This is a genomic window from Clostridium cylindrosporum DSM 605 (genome assembly GCF_001047375.1).
GTDB lineage: Bacteria > Bacillota > Clostridia > Clostridiales > Caloramatoraceae > Clostridium_AB > Clostridium_AB cylindrosporum.
This window is the reverse complement of the sequence record NZ_LFVU01000028.1, coordinates 328,046-343,516: the sequence shown is the minus strand read 5'-3', so window position 1 is coordinate 343,516 and position 15,471 is coordinate 328,046. Positions and strand designations below refer to the sequence as shown.

General features: G+C 32.0%; 14 protein-coding genes. 11 read left to right on the top strand and 3 right to left on the bottom strand.

What is annotated here, in order from left to right:
• Positions 1 to 5: 5 nt before the first annotated feature.
• A complete protein-coding gene (gene argH, locus CLCY_RS12455) occupies positions 6 to 1,322 on the top strand; it encodes an argininosuccinate lyase (protein ID WP_048571469.1) in 1,317 nt (438 codons plus the stop codon).
• 147 nt (positions 1,323 to 1,469) lie between these two features.
• Here argH and ndk read toward each other — a convergent pair whose 3' ends face one another.
• Positions 1,470 to 1,865: a nucleoside-diphosphate kinase gene (ndk, locus tag CLCY_RS12450; protein WP_048571468.1), complete on the bottom strand. Its 396-nt coding sequence runs from the start codon at positions 1,863 to 1,865 to the stop codon at positions 1,470 to 1,472.
• Positions 1,866 to 2,080: 215 nt separating this feature from the next.
• Between ndk and CLCY_RS12445 the strand changes: the two genes are divergently transcribed.
• The 5 genes from CLCY_RS12445 (at position 2,081) to trmB (ending at position 6,942) form a co-directional block, all read left to right on the top strand.
• Positions 2,081 to 2,512: an FHA domain-containing protein gene (locus CLCY_RS12445; RefSeq protein ID WP_048571467.1), complete on the top strand. Its 432-nt coding sequence runs from the start codon at positions 2,081 to 2,083 to the stop codon at positions 2,510 to 2,512.
• A gap of 11 nt (positions 2,513 to 2,523) precedes the next feature.
• On the top strand, positions 2,524 to 3,741 hold the full coding sequence (locus CLCY_RS12440; protein WP_048571466.1) for an FtsW/RodA/SpoVE family cell cycle protein: 1,218 nt from the start codon (positions 2,524 to 2,526) through the stop codon (positions 3,739 to 3,741).
• Positions 3,725 to 5,182, top strand: coding sequence for a peptidoglycan D,D-transpeptidase FtsI family protein (locus tag CLCY_RS12435; RefSeq protein WP_048571465.1), 1,458 nt, complete (start codon positions 3,725 to 3,727; stop codon positions 5,180 to 5,182). Before CLCY_RS12440 ends, CLCY_RS12435 begins: the two co-directional genes overlap by 17 nt.
• A 225-nt stretch (positions 5,183 to 5,407) precedes the next feature.
• On the top strand, positions 5,408 to 6,265 hold the full coding sequence (locus CLCY_RS12430) for a DUF5050 domain-containing protein (RefSeq protein WP_048571464.1): 858 nt from the start codon (positions 5,408 to 5,410) through the stop codon (positions 6,263 to 6,265).
• Positions 6,266 to 6,285: 20 nt separating this feature from the next.
• On the top strand, positions 6,286 to 6,942 hold the full coding sequence (gene trmB, locus CLCY_RS12425) for a tRNA (guanosine(46)-N7)-methyltransferase TrmB (protein ID WP_048571463.1): 657 nt from the start codon (positions 6,286 to 6,288) through the stop codon (positions 6,940 to 6,942).
• A gap of 84 nt (positions 6,943 to 7,026) precedes the next feature.
• Here trmB and CLCY_RS12420 read toward each other — a convergent pair whose 3' ends face one another.
• Entirely contained in the window at positions 7,027 to 9,501 is a 2,475-nt protein-coding gene (locus CLCY_RS12420) for a CoA-disulfide reductase (RefSeq protein ID WP_048571462.1), read from the bottom strand.
• Between the two features lie 60 nt (positions 9,502 to 9,561).
• Positions 9,562 to 9,852 (bottom strand): ArsR/SmtB family transcription factor, encoded by a 291-nt coding sequence (locus tag CLCY_RS12415; protein WP_048571461.1) that lies wholly within the window; start codon positions 9,850 to 9,852, stop codon positions 9,562 to 9,564.
• Positions 9,853 to 10,041: 189 nt separating this feature from the next.
• On the opposite strand from CLCY_RS12415, the gene CLCY_RS12410 reads away from it, so the two are divergent.
• The 5 genes from CLCY_RS12410 to CLCY_RS12390 all read left to right on the top strand — a co-directional run bounded on the left by CLCY_RS12410 (position 10,042) and on the right by CLCY_RS12390 (position 15,455).
• Entirely contained in the window at positions 10,042 to 10,680 is a 639-nt protein-coding gene (locus CLCY_RS12410) for a 4Fe-4S binding protein (RefSeq protein WP_048571460.1), read from the top strand.
• A 352-nt stretch (positions 10,681 to 11,032) separates the two neighbouring features.
• The gene (locus tag CLCY_RS12405; protein WP_048571459.1) at positions 11,033 to 11,656 is read left to right on the top strand and encodes a metal-dependent hydrolase; all 624 of its coding nucleotides are present in this window, start codon (positions 11,033 to 11,035) and stop codon (positions 11,654 to 11,656) included.
• A gap of 18 nt (positions 11,657 to 11,674) precedes the next feature.
• Complete coding sequence (gene uvrC / locus CLCY_RS12400; RefSeq protein WP_048571458.1) at positions 11,675 to 13,513, top strand: excinuclease ABC subunit UvrC; 1,839 nt, start codon at positions 11,675 to 11,677, stop codon at positions 13,511 to 13,513.
• A gap of 184 nt (positions 13,514 to 13,697) precedes the next feature.
• Positions 13,698 to 14,609 carry a UDP-N-acetylmuramate dehydrogenase gene (gene murB, locus CLCY_RS12395; RefSeq protein ID WP_048571457.1) on the top strand — a complete coding sequence of 304 codons (912 nt, stop codon included), beginning with the start codon at positions 13,698 to 13,700 and terminating at the stop codon, positions 14,607 to 14,609.
• 114 nt (positions 14,610 to 14,723) lie between these two features.
• Entirely contained in the window at positions 14,724 to 15,455 is a 732-nt protein-coding gene (locus CLCY_RS12390; RefSeq protein WP_048571456.1) for a PHP domain-containing protein, read from the top strand.
• Positions 15,456 to 15,471 lie beyond the last annotated feature (16 nt).

The window sequence follows — 15,471 nt, the reverse complement described above, 5'->3', positions numbered from 1 at the left end:
TTTAAATGAAGCTCTGGGGCGGAAGATTTGAAAAGAAAGAAAACAAAATAATGGAGGACTTTAATAGCTCTATTAGATTTGATAAAAGACTTTATAAGGAAGATGTTAAGGGAAGCTCAGCCCATGTTAACATGCTATCTGCGTCAGGTATTTTAAATGAAGTGGAAAAGGATGATATCTTAAAGGGACTTTCTTCAATACTAGGTGATATTGAAAGTGGAGAACTTGTTATAGATGATTCATATGAGGATATTCACACATTTATAGAAGCAAACCTTATAAAGAGAATAGGGGATACTGGTAAGAAACTTCACACTGGAAGAAGTAGAAATGACCAAGTTGCAGTAGATCTTAAGATGTTTGCAAGAAACGCTGCGGGAGAAGTAGCAGCTCTTGTAGAAAGTCTTCAAGAAGTACTAAAAACTAAAGGTGAAGATAATAACTATCTAATGCCAGGATATACTCATCTTCAAAGAGCCCAAGTTGTAACTTTTAAATTCCACATGATGGCATATTATAATATGCTTCAAAGAGATAAGAAGCGTCTTTTAAATGCTATTGATATATTAAATGAAAGTCCACTAGGCTGTGGTGCACTTGCTGGAACAACTTATGATATACAAAGAGAACTTACAGCTAAGGAACTTGGATTTAAAAAGCCTGTAGATAATTTTATGGATGGAGTATCAGATAGAGACTTTGTACTTGAACTTTTAAGTGCTTTCTCAATTATAATGATGCACCTAAGTAGATTATCAGAGGAGCTTATACTATGGAGTAGTCAAGAATTTAAATTCGTTACAATGGACGATGAATTCTCAACAGGAAGTAGTATAATGCCACAAAAGAAAAACCCAGATGCAGCGGAACTAGTTAGAGGAAAGACAGGAAGAGTATATGGGGCTTTAATGTCAATGCTAACTACTATGAAGGGGATTCCTCTTGCATACAATAAGGATATGCAAGAAGATAAGGAACAGTTTTTCGATGCACTTGATACTGTTTCAGCTTCATTAGAAATAATGTGCGGAGTTATTTCTACTATGAAGGTTAACAAAGATAATATGAGAAAGGCTGTAAAGGCTGGATTCCTTAATGCAACAGAGGTAGCAGATTATCTTGTTAATAAGGGAATGCCATTTAGAGATGCTCATAAAGTATCAGGTCAAATAGTTCTTCACTGTGAGAAGAAGGACTGTGCTATTGAAGATATTACTCTAGAAGAGTTTAAGATATATAGCAGTTTATTTGAAGAGGATATATTCGAATTTATTGACTATGATAATATCCTTAAAAAGGGAATAAAGAAAGAAATATTATAATATAAAAAGTTAGGATAATGGATTAATACTAAAGAATGAACGGAAAACTACGTATTAATCCTAATTCCTAACTTTTCTTTTTATAATAAATCATAAATTAACAAAAAAAGCTATCCAATTTAATGGATAGCTTTTATTTTTATAAGATTAGAACCAAATCTTAATTTCTCTTTCAGCACTTTCTACGCTATCTGAAGCATGAACAGAGTTTTCTGACTTTGAAACAGCGTATAGGTTTCTAACTGTTCCTTCAGCAGCTTCCTTAGGATCTGTTGAACCATTTATAGCACGAACCTTAGCAATAGCATCTTCTCCTTCAAGAATAAGTGCTACGATTGGGCTTCTCGTAATATAAGCAAGAATTTCTGGGAAGAATGGCTTTTCAACGTGTTCTGCATAGTGAGTCTTAGCTAATTCTTCTGTAGCATTAAGCATCTTAAGTTCAGTTATTTTAAGTCCATTTTCTTCATATAGTGCAAGAATTTTTCCTACAAAATTTCTTTCAACTGCATCTGGTTTAATAAGTACTAGTGTTTTTTCCATGGTATCAATCCACTCCTTTTGATTTTTATGTCAGACCAAGAAATATACTAACATAATACGTAATGAAATACAATATATTTATTAATTTAGATAATCTATTTTAAAATATCATTTTAATGGTTATAATTTATAATGTTATCTTTAGTGTAATCTAAAATGTGTCGTTTTGTGTTATAATGTATTATGATAAATTAACATATAAGAAGGGTGGTTTTATGGAGCAATTTTCACTAATTCTTAGATTTGTTGTACTGGGTCTTATATATATAGTTTTGTTTAAAATAATAAAAGTTATGTATATAGACGTAAAAGGAACAAAGCCTAAAAGAAAAAAGAAACCAAAATTAAATTACGCACTTGAGGTAGAAGACTCACCTGAGAATATAGGAATTAATAAGGGGAGTGTTTTCCCAATTCATTCAGCCATTACAATAGGACGAAAGGATACTAATACTATTTCTATAGATGACCCATTTGTGTCTGGCTATCATGCTAAGATAATATTAAAGGATGGAAAAGTATATCTTAAGGATTTAGAAAGTACCAATGGTACTAGAAGAAATGGTGATCCTGTAAAGGGATTTCAAGAAGTATATATTGGGGATTTTATAGAGATAGGTAGAGTTATCTTTAAAGTTATCGGATAAGAGGTAGAGGTATGATAAAAAGCGAAAAATCCGTTATGGCAAGTATTGTATTAGTAACAATGTTGATGTTTTTCATACTTTCCATATCTAAGGGAGAGTTTGATTTTAAAGCTATAATTGTAGGAGCACTATCCTCAATACTAATGTTAGTTGCTCATTTTATAGTTAAGAAGTTTTATCCTAAGGGAGATAAATTTCTTCTAATTGTTCCTGCATTTTTAACTCAATTTGGCCTTGTTATGCTATATAGGTTAAATCCATCCATTGCTATGAAGCAGTTATCATGGATTGTGGCAGGTATGGCAATATACATAATTATTTTGATATTTATGCCTGATATTAAAAGGTTTGAGAAATTTGATAGATGGTTTATTATAGGAGCGGTAATTTTTCTTGTGCTTCCTCTTTTGATTGGTAAAGAGAAAATGGGAGCGAGAAACTGGGTTTCCATTGGTGGGTTTGGTTTTCAACCATCGGAAATTGCAAAACTCTTTATAATAATGTATCTTGCAAATATATATAAAATAAAAGATAAAAAAGATATATTAAAATTTGCAATACCTATATTTATAGGCCTTGGGATTCTTGTAGTTGAAAAGGACCTTGGAGGTGTACTTATAATATTCGGTATTTTTACAACAGTTTTATATATAGGAACTTCTAATCTAAAGTACATATGGGGAGCTATAGGCTTCTTTTCAATTGGAGGAACTTTAAGCTACTTTATATTTAACCACGTTAAAAGAAGAGTAGATATATGGATTGATCCATGGAAGGATAAATATGGTGCAGGTCATCAAATAGTTCAGTCTATGTTTGCAATAGGAACGGGAGGACTATTCGGTACAGGTCTTGGACTTGGAAATCCTGAGTTTGTAGCAGTAGTTGAGTCTGACTTTATTTTTGCTGCTATATGTGAGGAAATGGGTATGATAGGTGCACTAGCAATAATACTTTTATACCTAATTTTAGTTTATAGAGGACTTAGAGTAGCACTTTATGCAAGGGATGGTTATGCAAGACTTGTAGCAGTTGGTATTACAAGTATGGTGGCTTTTCAGGTGTTCGTAATAATTGGAGGAGTAACTAAGATGATACCTTTAACAGGAATTACACTGCCTCTAATTAGTTATGGAGGTACCTCAATGCTTATTACATTTGTTGCACTTGGAGTACTTCAAAAGATTTCTCAAATGGGAAGGGATATAGACGATGAAGAATCAAGATAATATGAATCTTACTAAGAATATAAAATCCCTAGTTTTCTTTTTTACTTTATGTTTTTTTAGTATTATTGTTTATCTTACCTATTTTAATCTATATGTAGGAGACAAAATACTAGATGATCCAAGTAATAAAAGAATAAGGGCAGAAGAAAATAAGGTTCTAAGAGGGTCCATACTAGATAAAAACGGTAATGTCATTGCCCACAGTGAAAGGACAAGTAATGGTTCGCAAAAAAGAATATATGATCAAGGAGAATTATTTTCACATATAGTTGGATATAACAGTTATGTATATGGAAAATCTGGTATAGAAAATACCTTTAATGATAATCTACAGGGAAAGTCCTCAGGACATGATATATTTGGTAGTATATTCAGAAGTCTTAAAGAAAGTATTAAAAAGGATGATAAAAAAGGAAATGATGTTGTTTTAACACTTGATGATTCCTTGCAAAAAACATCTCTTAGTGCTCTAGGGGATGATAAGGGGGCTATAGTTACTATGAACCCTAAAACAGGAGAAATTCTATCAATGGTGTCAGCACCTATCTTTGACCCTCAAAATATTGATAAGAAGTTCAAAACCTATAATAAGGATGAAAAAGATACACCTCTTATTAATAGAGCATCACAGGGGTATTATCCACCTGGTTCTGTTTTTAAGATAGTAACTGCGGCTGCTGCATATGAACATATACCCAATATCGCAAACTCCTCAATTGATTGTGATGGTAGACTAACTATCGGTAATTATACATTAAAGGATTATCATGGTACAGCACATGGTGCAATTTCTATGGCTGAGGCTATAAAAAAATCCTGTAACTACTTCTTCGGGACCCTTGGAATGAAGCTTGGATTTGATAACCTGATTTCAACAGCGGAAAAGTTTATGTTTAATAAAAGCGTATCCGAGGATATGTTAAGGTATTCGATTCCAATCAAAACAGGTAGTATAAAGGTTGATGACCCAAAAAGTAAATCATATATGGCACAGGATGCAATAGGGCAACATAATGTTGCAGCGAATCCAATGCAAATGGTTATGGTAGCATCAGCTGTAGCAAACAAGGGAAAGGTAATGACTCCTTACGTTGTAAAGGAAGTTAAAGATAGATATGGTAAAGTTGTAGATAAACCGACACCTAAGGTTCTATCTGAGGCAATGCCAGAGAATGTAGCAAGTAAACTAAGTAATTACATGGTTGGTGTTGTAGATGATGGTACAGGCACAAACGCCAAGATAAGAGGAATTGAAATCGCAGGTAAGACTGGAAGTGCAGAGGATGCTAGTAAAAATGCAACCCATGCTTGGTTTATAGGATTTGCACCTGCAAATGATCCACAAATTGCAATAGCAATTGTTGTTGAAAATGGTGGAGTTGGAGGAAAAAGAGCAGCTAGCGCTGCTAAAAAGGTATTAGAAACTTACTTTAATAAGTAGTTAAAGTTATAATTAGGCTACCTTAAACTTTAGTATAAAGCTTTAGGGTAGCCTTTTAAAACTTGATTTTATATATACATATATTTTAAAATGATATATATGATTATAGTTCGTATTTAATTAAAGCCTATGTGAAAATGTATAATTACATACTTACCCACGAGCTGTGGATAGTTTAATGATTATTTCAGACTTTAACAAAATTCAATTTTGGAGGGGAAAGTTATGATTCTTGGTAATACTTTATCAAATATATGTAATAATGGTTTAGCTGCTATGTATAATGAGGATATATACTTTGTAAATGTTTATAGAGGTGAAGACCTATATAAAGTGTGTGGGAAGATGTATTCTCAAATTACTGATGATAAGGTTAAATATCTTAACATAATAAATGACACTATATACTATGTAACACTACTTGGAGAATTAAAGTGTGTTGATGTCAATGGAGAAAATGTAAAGAAGATATTAGATGGTCCTGTTGAAAATATTATTGTAACAGATGAGTATATATTCTATATAAACCTTCTTGATAATTATAGTATATATAGGTATGATTTAAGGAATTCTGAAATTAAAAAAATATCTTCACATATATGTGATAAAATAAATCTAGTAGATGGATATATATATTATATTAAGTGTTCTGAGGACTTAGATTGGTATGGTTCAGGTAGTATGTACCGAGTTGATACTTCTGGTGAAAATAGTGAAATGCTTTCAGATATGTTAACAAGTAATATTATTGTAGATAAAAATTATGTATACTTTACTTCAGATGAATATAATTATAAGCTTTGTAGATTAAATATTCTTAATAACAAAATAGAAGATGTTATTGAGTTAAAGGTTGGAAGTTTTAATATTTTAGGGGATTCTATTTACTATGCTAATATTTCTGATGAGGGAAAATTATATAAGAAGTTAGTTGATAGTGGTGATAATACTAAGATTAGTGATGATATTCCTGAGAATATAAATATAGTAGGAGAATACTTATACTTTGCTAATGCTGCATATGGATACCCATATAGATTATACAGAATGAAGCTTAATGGTGAAGAAAAACAAATTGTATAAAGGATAAATTGGAGGATATAATGAGACTTAGGAAAAAATGGTGGGCAAGGCCAGAACTTGAAGAAACAAAATTTGTGATAACCAATCCAAGGGATTTTAAGGGGAAATGGAACAAGGAATTTAATAATGATAAGCCAATATATTTAGAATTAGGCTGTGGAAAGGGAAGATTCATTTCTAGAAGTGCAGCTAAAGATAGAGAAGTAAACTATATTGGGGTAGATCTTAAGGATGAAGTTTTGATTTCAGCTAAAAGAACTGTTGAAACTGAATTTGAAGAGCAAGGAATATCAAAGGATGAGATGCACGTTAGATTAATTCCTATGGATATATCCTTTATAGATGAAGTCTTTGATGAAAATGAAGTAGATAGAATACATCTTAACTTTTCAACTCCTTGGCCAAAGTCAAAGCACAATAAAAGAAGACTTTCACATCCAAGATTTTTAGAAAAGTATAAGAAGTTTCTTAAAAAAGGATCAGAGATTTGGCTAAAAACAGACAATGAGGAATTTTTCAATGATTCAGTTGAGTATTTTAAGGAATGTGGATTTACATTAGAGTATGTAACATATGATCTTCACACTAGTGATTTTGAAGGAAATATAGTTACAGAATATGAAGAAAAGTTTTCAAACATGGATATGAACATAATGTTATTAATATGTAGATATTAATAATACTATTGATTTAAAACAAAGGGTTAGAGATAAGATGATATCTCTAACCCTTTTTAATTATACATGCACACCTGAATAAACTTATATAAATAGGTTTACGTTAGAGTCCTCAGCCTCACCTAAATAGTAGCCAACTCCACCTATTTTAACTCCGTCAATAAGTTCATCCTTCTTTAGTCCCATAACGTCCATTGACATTTGGCAAGCAACAATTTCCACTCCATTATTCATGGCAAGTTTAATTAGGTCTTCAAGGGAAGTTACGTTTTTATTTTTCATAACCATTCTTATCATTTTAGCACCCATACCCATCATATTCATGTTGGATAGCTTAAGTTTCTTACTTCCTCTTGGCATCATAAGGCCAAACATAGAGTCCATAAAGCCTTTTTTAACAGATACTTTCTCGTGTTTTCTAAGAATATTTAACCCCCAAAATGTAAAGAACATAGTAACTTTCTTACCCATTGAAGCAGCACCATTTGCTATTATAAATGAAGCTATGGCTTTATCGAGGTCACCACTAAATACAACCATGGTTTTGTTGTCCTTAGTAGTTAGATTAGCATTAGTGTTATCTAGTTTAGAGTTGTTATTGTTTTTTTTTATGAAAGCTGTAATTGTTCCCTTATCCTTACTTACATTAATAAGTTCAGAATCTGTATGGTGGCACCATGATTTTATATCTTCATAAAATCCAGGGTCAGTTGCAGATACCTTAAGAACCTCACCTTCATTAAGGGAATCCATAGATGATTTTACCTGTACAAGTGGACCAGGGCAACAAAGTCCACAGGCATCTAGAGATTTATCGAAGGTTATACTGTCTAAAGCTACTTCAGATTCTACTGTTTGAGTATCTGGATTTATTACTGGCTTTTTAGAATCAGTGTTATTGTTAGATTTCTTAGGAATAGAGTCTAAGCTCAAAGCACTTTTATAACCTCCAGTTATATTCCTAACCTTAAATCCATGTTGAGAAAGTATACGTGATGCAACATGGCCTCTAAGACCAACCTGACAGTATTCAATAATTTCCTTATTCTTGTCTAATTCATTAATACGATTTCTTAAATCATCTACAGGAATATTTACAGCTCCCTCAATATGACCATTATTAAATTCCATTTCTGTACGTACATCTAATAAAATAGTATTTTCTTTATCATATTCTAGATATTCCTCTGGAGTAAGTATATCTGTTTTTCCAGAAAGAACATTTTCAGCTACATAACCAGCCATATTTACAGGATCTTTAGCTGAGGAGAATGGTGGTGCATAGGAAAGTTCAAGTTCTGTAAGGTCCTGTACTGTACCACCTAGTCTCATAGTAGTCGCGATAACATCAATTCTTTTATCTACACCATCATATCCTATGGATTGAGCGCCTAAAATCTTGCCTTTGTCATTAAATATAAGCTTTAATGTTAGAGGCATAGCACCAGGATAGTATGTTGCATGTGATGCAGGATGAACATAAATAACCTTGTAAGGCACATTAAGTCTCTTTAGAGTTCTTTCATTATTTCCTGTACTTGCAGCTGTTAAACCGAAAACTTTAATTATAGAAGTTCCTTGAGTACCTTTATATGTAGTATTTAGTCCACATATATTATCAGCAGCAATTCTTCCTTGCTTATTAGCAGGTCCTGCTAATGGTATTGCTGTATTCTGTTTGTTAACAAAGTCAACAACTTCAATAGCATCTCCTACAGCATATATATTTTCAATGTTTGTTTCCATTTTATCATTAACTAGTATATGGCCTTTAGCACCAAGTTTTATGCCGCTATCCTTTATAAAGCTAGTATCAGGGGTTACACCAATTGCAAGAATCACTAAGTCAGCAGTAATTTTTTTGTTACTGTTAAGAGTCACCTCGATGCTATTGTTAGCATCATTAAAGGATTTAACTCCATCATTTAGAATTAAACTTACTCCATTGTCTTCAAGTTCCTTTTCAGCTGTAACTATAATATCTGAATCAAATGGTGAAAGAATATGCGGTGCAGCTTCAACTAAGGTAACATTTAGTCCCTTTTCCTTTAGGTTTTCAGCCATTTCAACACCTACATAACCACCACCAATAACGATAGCAGAGTTTACATCCTTTTGATCAACATATGACTTGATTCTATCTGTATCAGGTATATTTCTTAATGTGAAAATCTTATTACTATCTATACCTTCAATATTTGGCTTTATAGCCTTTGCACCAGGAGATAATACTATATAATCATAGCTTTCCTCATAAGTCCCATTATCTTTACTTTTTACTTTAACTACTTTTTTATTTGGATCAATACCTATAACTTCGCTATTAATTCTTACATCTATGTTAAATCTTTTGCTCATGCTTTCAGGTGTTTGAATTAGGAGTTTTTGTCTTTCCTTAATTGTTTCACCTATGTAGTAAGGAAGTCCACAGTTTGCAAAGGAGATATATTCATCTCTTTCGAACATTATTATTTCAGCATTTTCATCTAGTCTTCTTAGTCTTGCAGCAGTAGACGCTCCTCCTGCAATTCCCCCGACAATTAATACCTTCTTACCCATAAAAAAGTCCTCCTTGTAATTATCTAATAGTATTATTTGTATAATAGAATGAATTTATTTTTAAAGATTATTTAAGTCAAATAGAGCCTCAATTAATTTAGGAACTATTGGATTACAAACTTTATAGTTAATTTCAAGGCCATTTCTTGTTCCTTCAATAATTCCTGCAGTTCTTAATTTTTGTATATGCTGTGATAGAGTAGACTGAGGTATTTTAAGACAATCTTGCATATGACTAACATTGCAGGTTCCAACCTCTGATAACCCCATAACAATACATAGTCTTACAGGGTGTGCTAATACCTTAAGGAGTTCAGCTTTTTCATTGTATTTCATAAAATCTTTATCCATAGGTTTACCTCTCTTAAATCCATATTTGTTTATATTATTATATTTATATATTACGATATAACGTTGAGATATTCAATAGATTTAAATAAAAAATACAAATCTCTATATTTATATATTGTAATATTATGATATTATGATATTATGATTTAATCAAATTAACAAGATTAAATAATTATGGAGGGGATTTTTATGGATAAGTTTTTGAAGATATGGAAGAAGTATTCATTTACACTATTAATAGCTTTTATGTTTGTTGGTTTAGTAGATTTAAGATTTGCATTAGTGGCAGTTGTTTGTATGATTGCTCCTATAGTAGTGTCTTTATTTAAAGGTAGATTCTGGTGTGGAAATCTCTGTCCTAGAGGAAACTTTTATGATAATATCCTATATAAATTTAGCAATAAAAGAAAAACACCTAAGTTTTTAAAATCTAACTTTTTTAGAATTCTAGTAATGATTGTAATGTTTACAGTATTTACTCTAGGAGTTATTAGAAATTGGGGAGACCTATATGGAATCGGAATGGTTTTTTATAGAATAATTTTTATAACTACTGTAATAGCAATAGTTTTATCCTTTTTCTATAACCACAGGGTATGGTGTAATTTTTGCCCAATGGGAAGTATAGCATCCTTTGTATCAAGATTTAGAAAAAGTGATAAGGTACTTCATGTATCATCAAGTTGTGTATCATGTAAAGTATGTGAGAAGAAATGCTCACTTGGAATAGTTCCATATGAATATAAGGGAGATCTTCTAAGTCATCCTGATTGTATACAATGTGGGAAATGCGCTAGTGTATGTCCAACTAAGGCGATAAAATATTAACTTCTCTAGTAAGAGTGAGGTTATGCAAGTAGCGATGTATCTACCGAAAACGATGAGATCTTCAAGAAGACATTCTTATCTACAAAAATACCCCTAGACTAAGCAAAGCGCAAACTCGCTTTCAGCTCAAACAGGCTGCTTTGCTAAGCCTAGGGGTATTTTTATAGATAAGAAGCTCTCTTCGACGTCTCGTCGTTTTAGCTATTAATACCACTGCTTGAATCACACAAACCTCACATAAAAAAATTAGAACTATTGTTCACCTTTTTAAAGCTTTTTATGGTAAACTATTCGTATTAATATATAGTTTATTTAAGCAATGATAAATAAGCCTTGCAAAGGAGAAATACAAATGACAGGTAAAACCCACATTGGTGTAGGACTTTTAACAGCTGTGGTTATAATGGATAAGCAGGGGATAGGTATAACTCCATTATCGATACTTATATGTATATTTGCATCTATACTTCCGGATGCTGACCATCCTAAGGGAGTTTTTAATAAATACTTGCTTCCAGTTAGGAATAAGACGGTTAAGTTAGCTATTTACCTTGGTCTTGGAGCTACTATTATCGGGATGAATTATCTTTATTTTTCAAAACCATATTTATATGGTTTAGGAACTGTACTTATAATGATAGGGGTATCTTCCCATAGGGAGGGTATAACCCATTCCCTTATTGGATTTATAGCTATTGTTTATATTGTTGGATATGGAAGTCAAGGTATTGATGCTCTAGAGAGGAAAAGGATTATAGTTTCTCTGATAGCGGGATATGGAAGCCATCTTTTAGGGGATATGTTTACAAATAGAGGTGTTCCACTTTTTTATCCATTTAACAAGAAGAAATTTAAAATGCCTGCAACATTTAAGGTAGGTTCTGGGGTTGGAAACCTTATAGAAGGTATAATAATTGCCCTAGGGATTATATATCTAACTTTTAAAATACCTATGATGGTAATAAATATGAACTAGTTAATTTTGAGGTGAGTTATGTTTGATTTAGAAGAAGCGTTAAAGGGACTTCCCTCTAGTCCAGGGGTATATATTATGAAGGACGAAGAAGGGGAAATTATTTATATAGGTAAAGCAGTGTCTTTAAAGAACAGAGTGAGACAATACTTTAGATCTAATAAGAATCACCCACCTAAGGTTGTTGCAATGGTGAGAAATATTGCAGAGTTTGAATATATACTAACCGATTCAGAGCTTGAGGCTCTTATACTTGAGTGTAATTTAATAAAGAAACACAAGCCTAAATACAACATACTACTAAAGGATGATAAGCATTATCCATATATAAAGGTAACTACAAAGGAAGAATATCCAAAAGTTTTAATGACTAGAAGGTATCAAAAAGATGGTTCTAAGTACTTTGGACCATACACAGATGTATCTGCAGTCAAGGAAACTCTTTTAATAATAGAAAAGCATTTCAAACTTAGAAACTGTAAAAGAGCAGTTGCATTTGGACAAGTGCAAGGAAGACCTTGCCTTAACTTTCATATAGATAGATGCATAGCGCCTTGCACAGGAAAAGTTACTAGAGAAGAATATATGAAGATGATAGAGGAAGTTTTATATTTCCTATCTGGAAAGGATAATATATTATTAAATTCCCTAGAGGAAGAAATGAAAAGAGCATCATCTATTCTTGATTTTGAAAAGGCAATGGAGATAAGAGATGAGATTATGTCTATTAAGAAAATAAGAGAGAAGCAAAAGATAATCTCATCAGCTCTTGAGGATGAAGATGTTATAGCATTTTCTAGAAGGGATAATAATGCCTGTATTGAGGTGTTTTTCGTTAGGGGAGGTAAACTTTTAGGGAGAGAAAACTTTTACTTTGAGGATATAGAGGAGGAAAGCACATTATTATATAGCTTTATTACACAGTTCTATTCTAATAGAGAATATATCCCTCGTGAAATTTTACTTCAAGATGAGATATCAGAGGTTAATATTATAGAATCTTTTTTAAGTAGTAAAAAGGGGAATAAGGTTAAAATTAAAATTCCTAAAAGAGGAGATAAAAGTGAAATATTAGAGATGGCAAGAAAAAATGCTGAGGCATATCTTGACCAAGTAAAATACAGGATAATAAAGGAAAAACAAAGCACAATAGGCGCAATTGAAGAGATTCAAGCTATATTGTCACTTGAGAACCTTCCAAGAAGAATTGAGTCCTATGACATATCAAATATACAGGGGACGGATCCAGTAGGTTCTATGGTAGTATTCGAAGATGGTAAGCCATCTTCAAAGGACTATAGAAGATTCAAAATAAAAACTGTTGTAGGTCCTGATGACTATGGAAGTATTAGAGAAATTTTAACAAGAAGGTTTGAAAGAGGATTAAGTGAGATAAGAAGCGGAGAAAAAGGTGGAAGGTTTAGTAGATTTCCAGATTTAATCCTTATGGATGGTGGAACAGGACAAGTAAACATAGCACTTGATGTTTTGAAAAAACTTGGAATTAATATTCCTGTTTCAGGAATGGTTAAGGATTCAAGACACAGAACTAGGGGACTTATATATGATGGATGCGAAATAGATATACTAAAGGATTCAAATGCATTTAAGCTTATAACTAGAATCCAAGATGAAGTCCATAGAGTAGCAATAACATATCATAGAAGTTTAAGAAGTAAATCCTTAACTACATCAGAACTTGATAATATAAAGGGAATCGGAGATAAAAGAAAAAAAGCACTTCTAGCTCACTTTGGAAGTATTGAAAATATAAAGAAGGCGAGTTTAGAAGAGATATTATCTGTAAATGGTATGAATAGACCAGCAGCTGAAGTTGTAGTTAATTATTTTTCAAATTAAATTTTAATCTTTCTGTTCTTTATTATATAAATAAGTTTTGGTATAATTGTTTGTATGATTTTAAACAAGGCTAAAATTTTAGATATATAGAAAAGATAGTGTCAAAATATATATTAATTGCATTTTATAGTATATGATTACAATTTTCTATGTGTTACGTAAGTAATAGTAGGGAGAGGGATTTATGAACATTAATGAATTTAAAGTTGAACTAGAAAAGCGTTTAAATAAAGATATTGTTAAGTATGAAGAACCATTAAAGCATCATACATCATTTAAACTTGGGGGACCTTGCAGCGCGCTAATCTCACCAACAACTAAGGATGAGGTAGTAGTTTTAATAAAGCTGTGTAGAGAGTTTAAAGTTCCATTTTTCATTCTTGGAAATGGATCAAATTTAATAGTTAAAGATGGTGGATTTAAGGGAATTATAATTCAATTAACTTCTCTTAAGAACATATCACTTGACAATAAGAAGATAACAGTAGAGTCTGGGGCTACACTTGCCATGACGGCGAATTTTGCCCTAAAGAATTGCCTTAAGGGAATGGAGTTTGCATCTGGAATTCCAGGAACAGTAGGTGGTGCGATCACTATGAACGCAGGAGCATATGGTGGAGAAATCAAAGACATAATTGAAAGTGCTAAGGTAGTAACACTTGATGGGGATATTATTGAACTTACTAAGGATGAATTAGATCTTTCATATAGATCAAGTGTTATACAAAGAAATAATTACATTGTGCTAGAAGCTACATTTTCACTTGAAGATGGTGAAAAAGAAGAGATAAAAGCTTTAATGGATGATTTTAATGGTAGAAGAAGAGACAAGCAGCCACTTAATTATCCTAGTGCAGGAAGTACATTTAAAAGACCACCTGGACATTTTGCAGGCAAACTTATAGAAGATGCTGGTCTTAAGGGGTTTGGTATAGGTGGAGCAAAGGTTTCTGAGAAGCATGCAGGATTTGTTATTAATTATGACAATGCTTCTGCAAATGATGTTATTGCACTTATAAGTAAGGTTCAGGAAAAGATCAATGAAGAATATGGAATATTACTTGAAACAGAGGTAAAGATAATAGGAGAAGATTAACAACTAAAGATATAGGGTTTATCCTTATATCTTTTTAATTTTATTAAACTGAAAACTTTAGTCCATTATGATAATATAGTATAGGTACAATACTGTATATATGGAGGAAGACGAATGAGGATATTTGGAGATTATCATACCCATACTATATATAGCCATGGAAAGGGAACTATAGAAGATAATGTTAAAGTGGCTATATCTAAGGGGTTAAGAGAAATTGTAATTTCAGATCATGGACCAGGACATTTTCTCTTTGGGGTTAAGTCATCTAATCTTCCTATTATGAGAAAGGAAATAGATAGACTTCAAAAGAAATACAAAGATATTAATATAATGCTTGGAGTTGAGGCTAATATTATTAGTCTTGATGGAGATATAGACGTAAGTAATGAGGATTTAAAACTTCTCGATAAACTCCTAGTAGGATTCCACTACGGAGCCTTTGGGAAAACAATATTAGATAACCATGCACTTTTTATAAGACCTAGAATAGGCAAGTTGCTAAAAGGACTAAAAAATTCCAACATTATTAATGTAACAAGAGCTGTAGTAAATTCTATTGAAAGATATAAGATAGATATTTTAACTCATCCAGGGGATAAAACTCCAGTATGCATTTCTCCTATTGCAAATGCAGCAAAAAAATATGGAACATTTTTAGAGATAAATGCAGGACATGGGCATTTAACTGTAGATGATGCTAAAATTGCTTTAAATGAAGGGGCTAACTTCATTATTAATAGTGACGCACATAAACCTTCAGATGTAGGCAATGTAGACAGAGCTATTAATATAGCTATTGAAGCGGGTATACCAATAGATAGAATCGTTAATGTAGAAGAATAAACTTAAGGAGAAGATA

Excerpts from the sequence above, each read along its gene's own strand:
- argH (WP_048571469.1), top strand. The coding sequence starts at position 6 with ATGAAGCTCTGGGGCGGAAGATTTGAAAAGAAAGAAAACAAAATAATG.
- ndk (WP_048571468.1), bottom strand. The coding sequence starts at position 1,865 with ATGGAAAAAACACTAGTACTTATTAAACCAGATGCAGTTGAAAGAAAT.
- CLCY_RS12445 (WP_048571467.1), top strand. The coding sequence starts at position 2,081 with ATGGAGCAATTTTCACTAATTCTTAGATTTGTTGTACTGGGTCTTATA.
- CLCY_RS12440 (WP_048571466.1), top strand. The coding sequence starts at position 2,524 with ATGATAAAAAGCGAAAAATCCGTTATGGCAAGTATTGTATTAGTAACA.
- CLCY_RS12435 (WP_048571465.1), top strand. The coding sequence starts at position 3,725 with ATGAAGAATCAAGATAATATGAATCTTACTAAGAATATAAAATCCCTA.
- CLCY_RS12430 (WP_048571464.1), top strand. The coding sequence starts at position 5,408 with ATGATTCTTGGTAATACTTTATCAAATATATGTAATAATGGTTTAGCT.
- trmB (WP_048571463.1), top strand. The coding sequence starts at position 6,286 with ATGAGACTTAGGAAAAAATGGTGGGCAAGGCCAGAACTTGAAGAAACA.
- CLCY_RS12420 (WP_048571462.1), bottom strand. The coding sequence starts at position 9,501 with ATGGGTAAGAAGGTATTAATTGTCGGGGGAATTGCAGGAGGAGCGTCT.
- CLCY_RS12415 (WP_048571461.1), bottom strand. The coding sequence starts at position 9,852 with ATGGATAAAGATTTTATGAAATACAATGAAAAAGCTGAACTCCTTAAG.
- CLCY_RS12410 (WP_048571460.1), top strand. The coding sequence starts at position 10,042 with ATGGATAAGTTTTTGAAGATATGGAAGAAGTATTCATTTACACTATTA.
- CLCY_RS12405 (WP_048571459.1), top strand. The coding sequence starts at position 11,033 with ATGACAGGTAAAACCCACATTGGTGTAGGACTTTTAACAGCTGTGGTT.
- uvrC (WP_048571458.1), top strand. The coding sequence starts at position 11,675 with ATGTTTGATTTAGAAGAAGCGTTAAAGGGACTTCCCTCTAGTCCAGGG.
- murB (WP_048571457.1), top strand. The coding sequence starts at position 13,698 with ATGAACATTAATGAATTTAAAGTTGAACTAGAAAAGCGTTTAAATAAA.
- CLCY_RS12390 (WP_048571456.1), top strand. The coding sequence starts at position 14,724 with ATGAGGATATTTGGAGATTATCATACCCATACTATATATAGCCATGGA.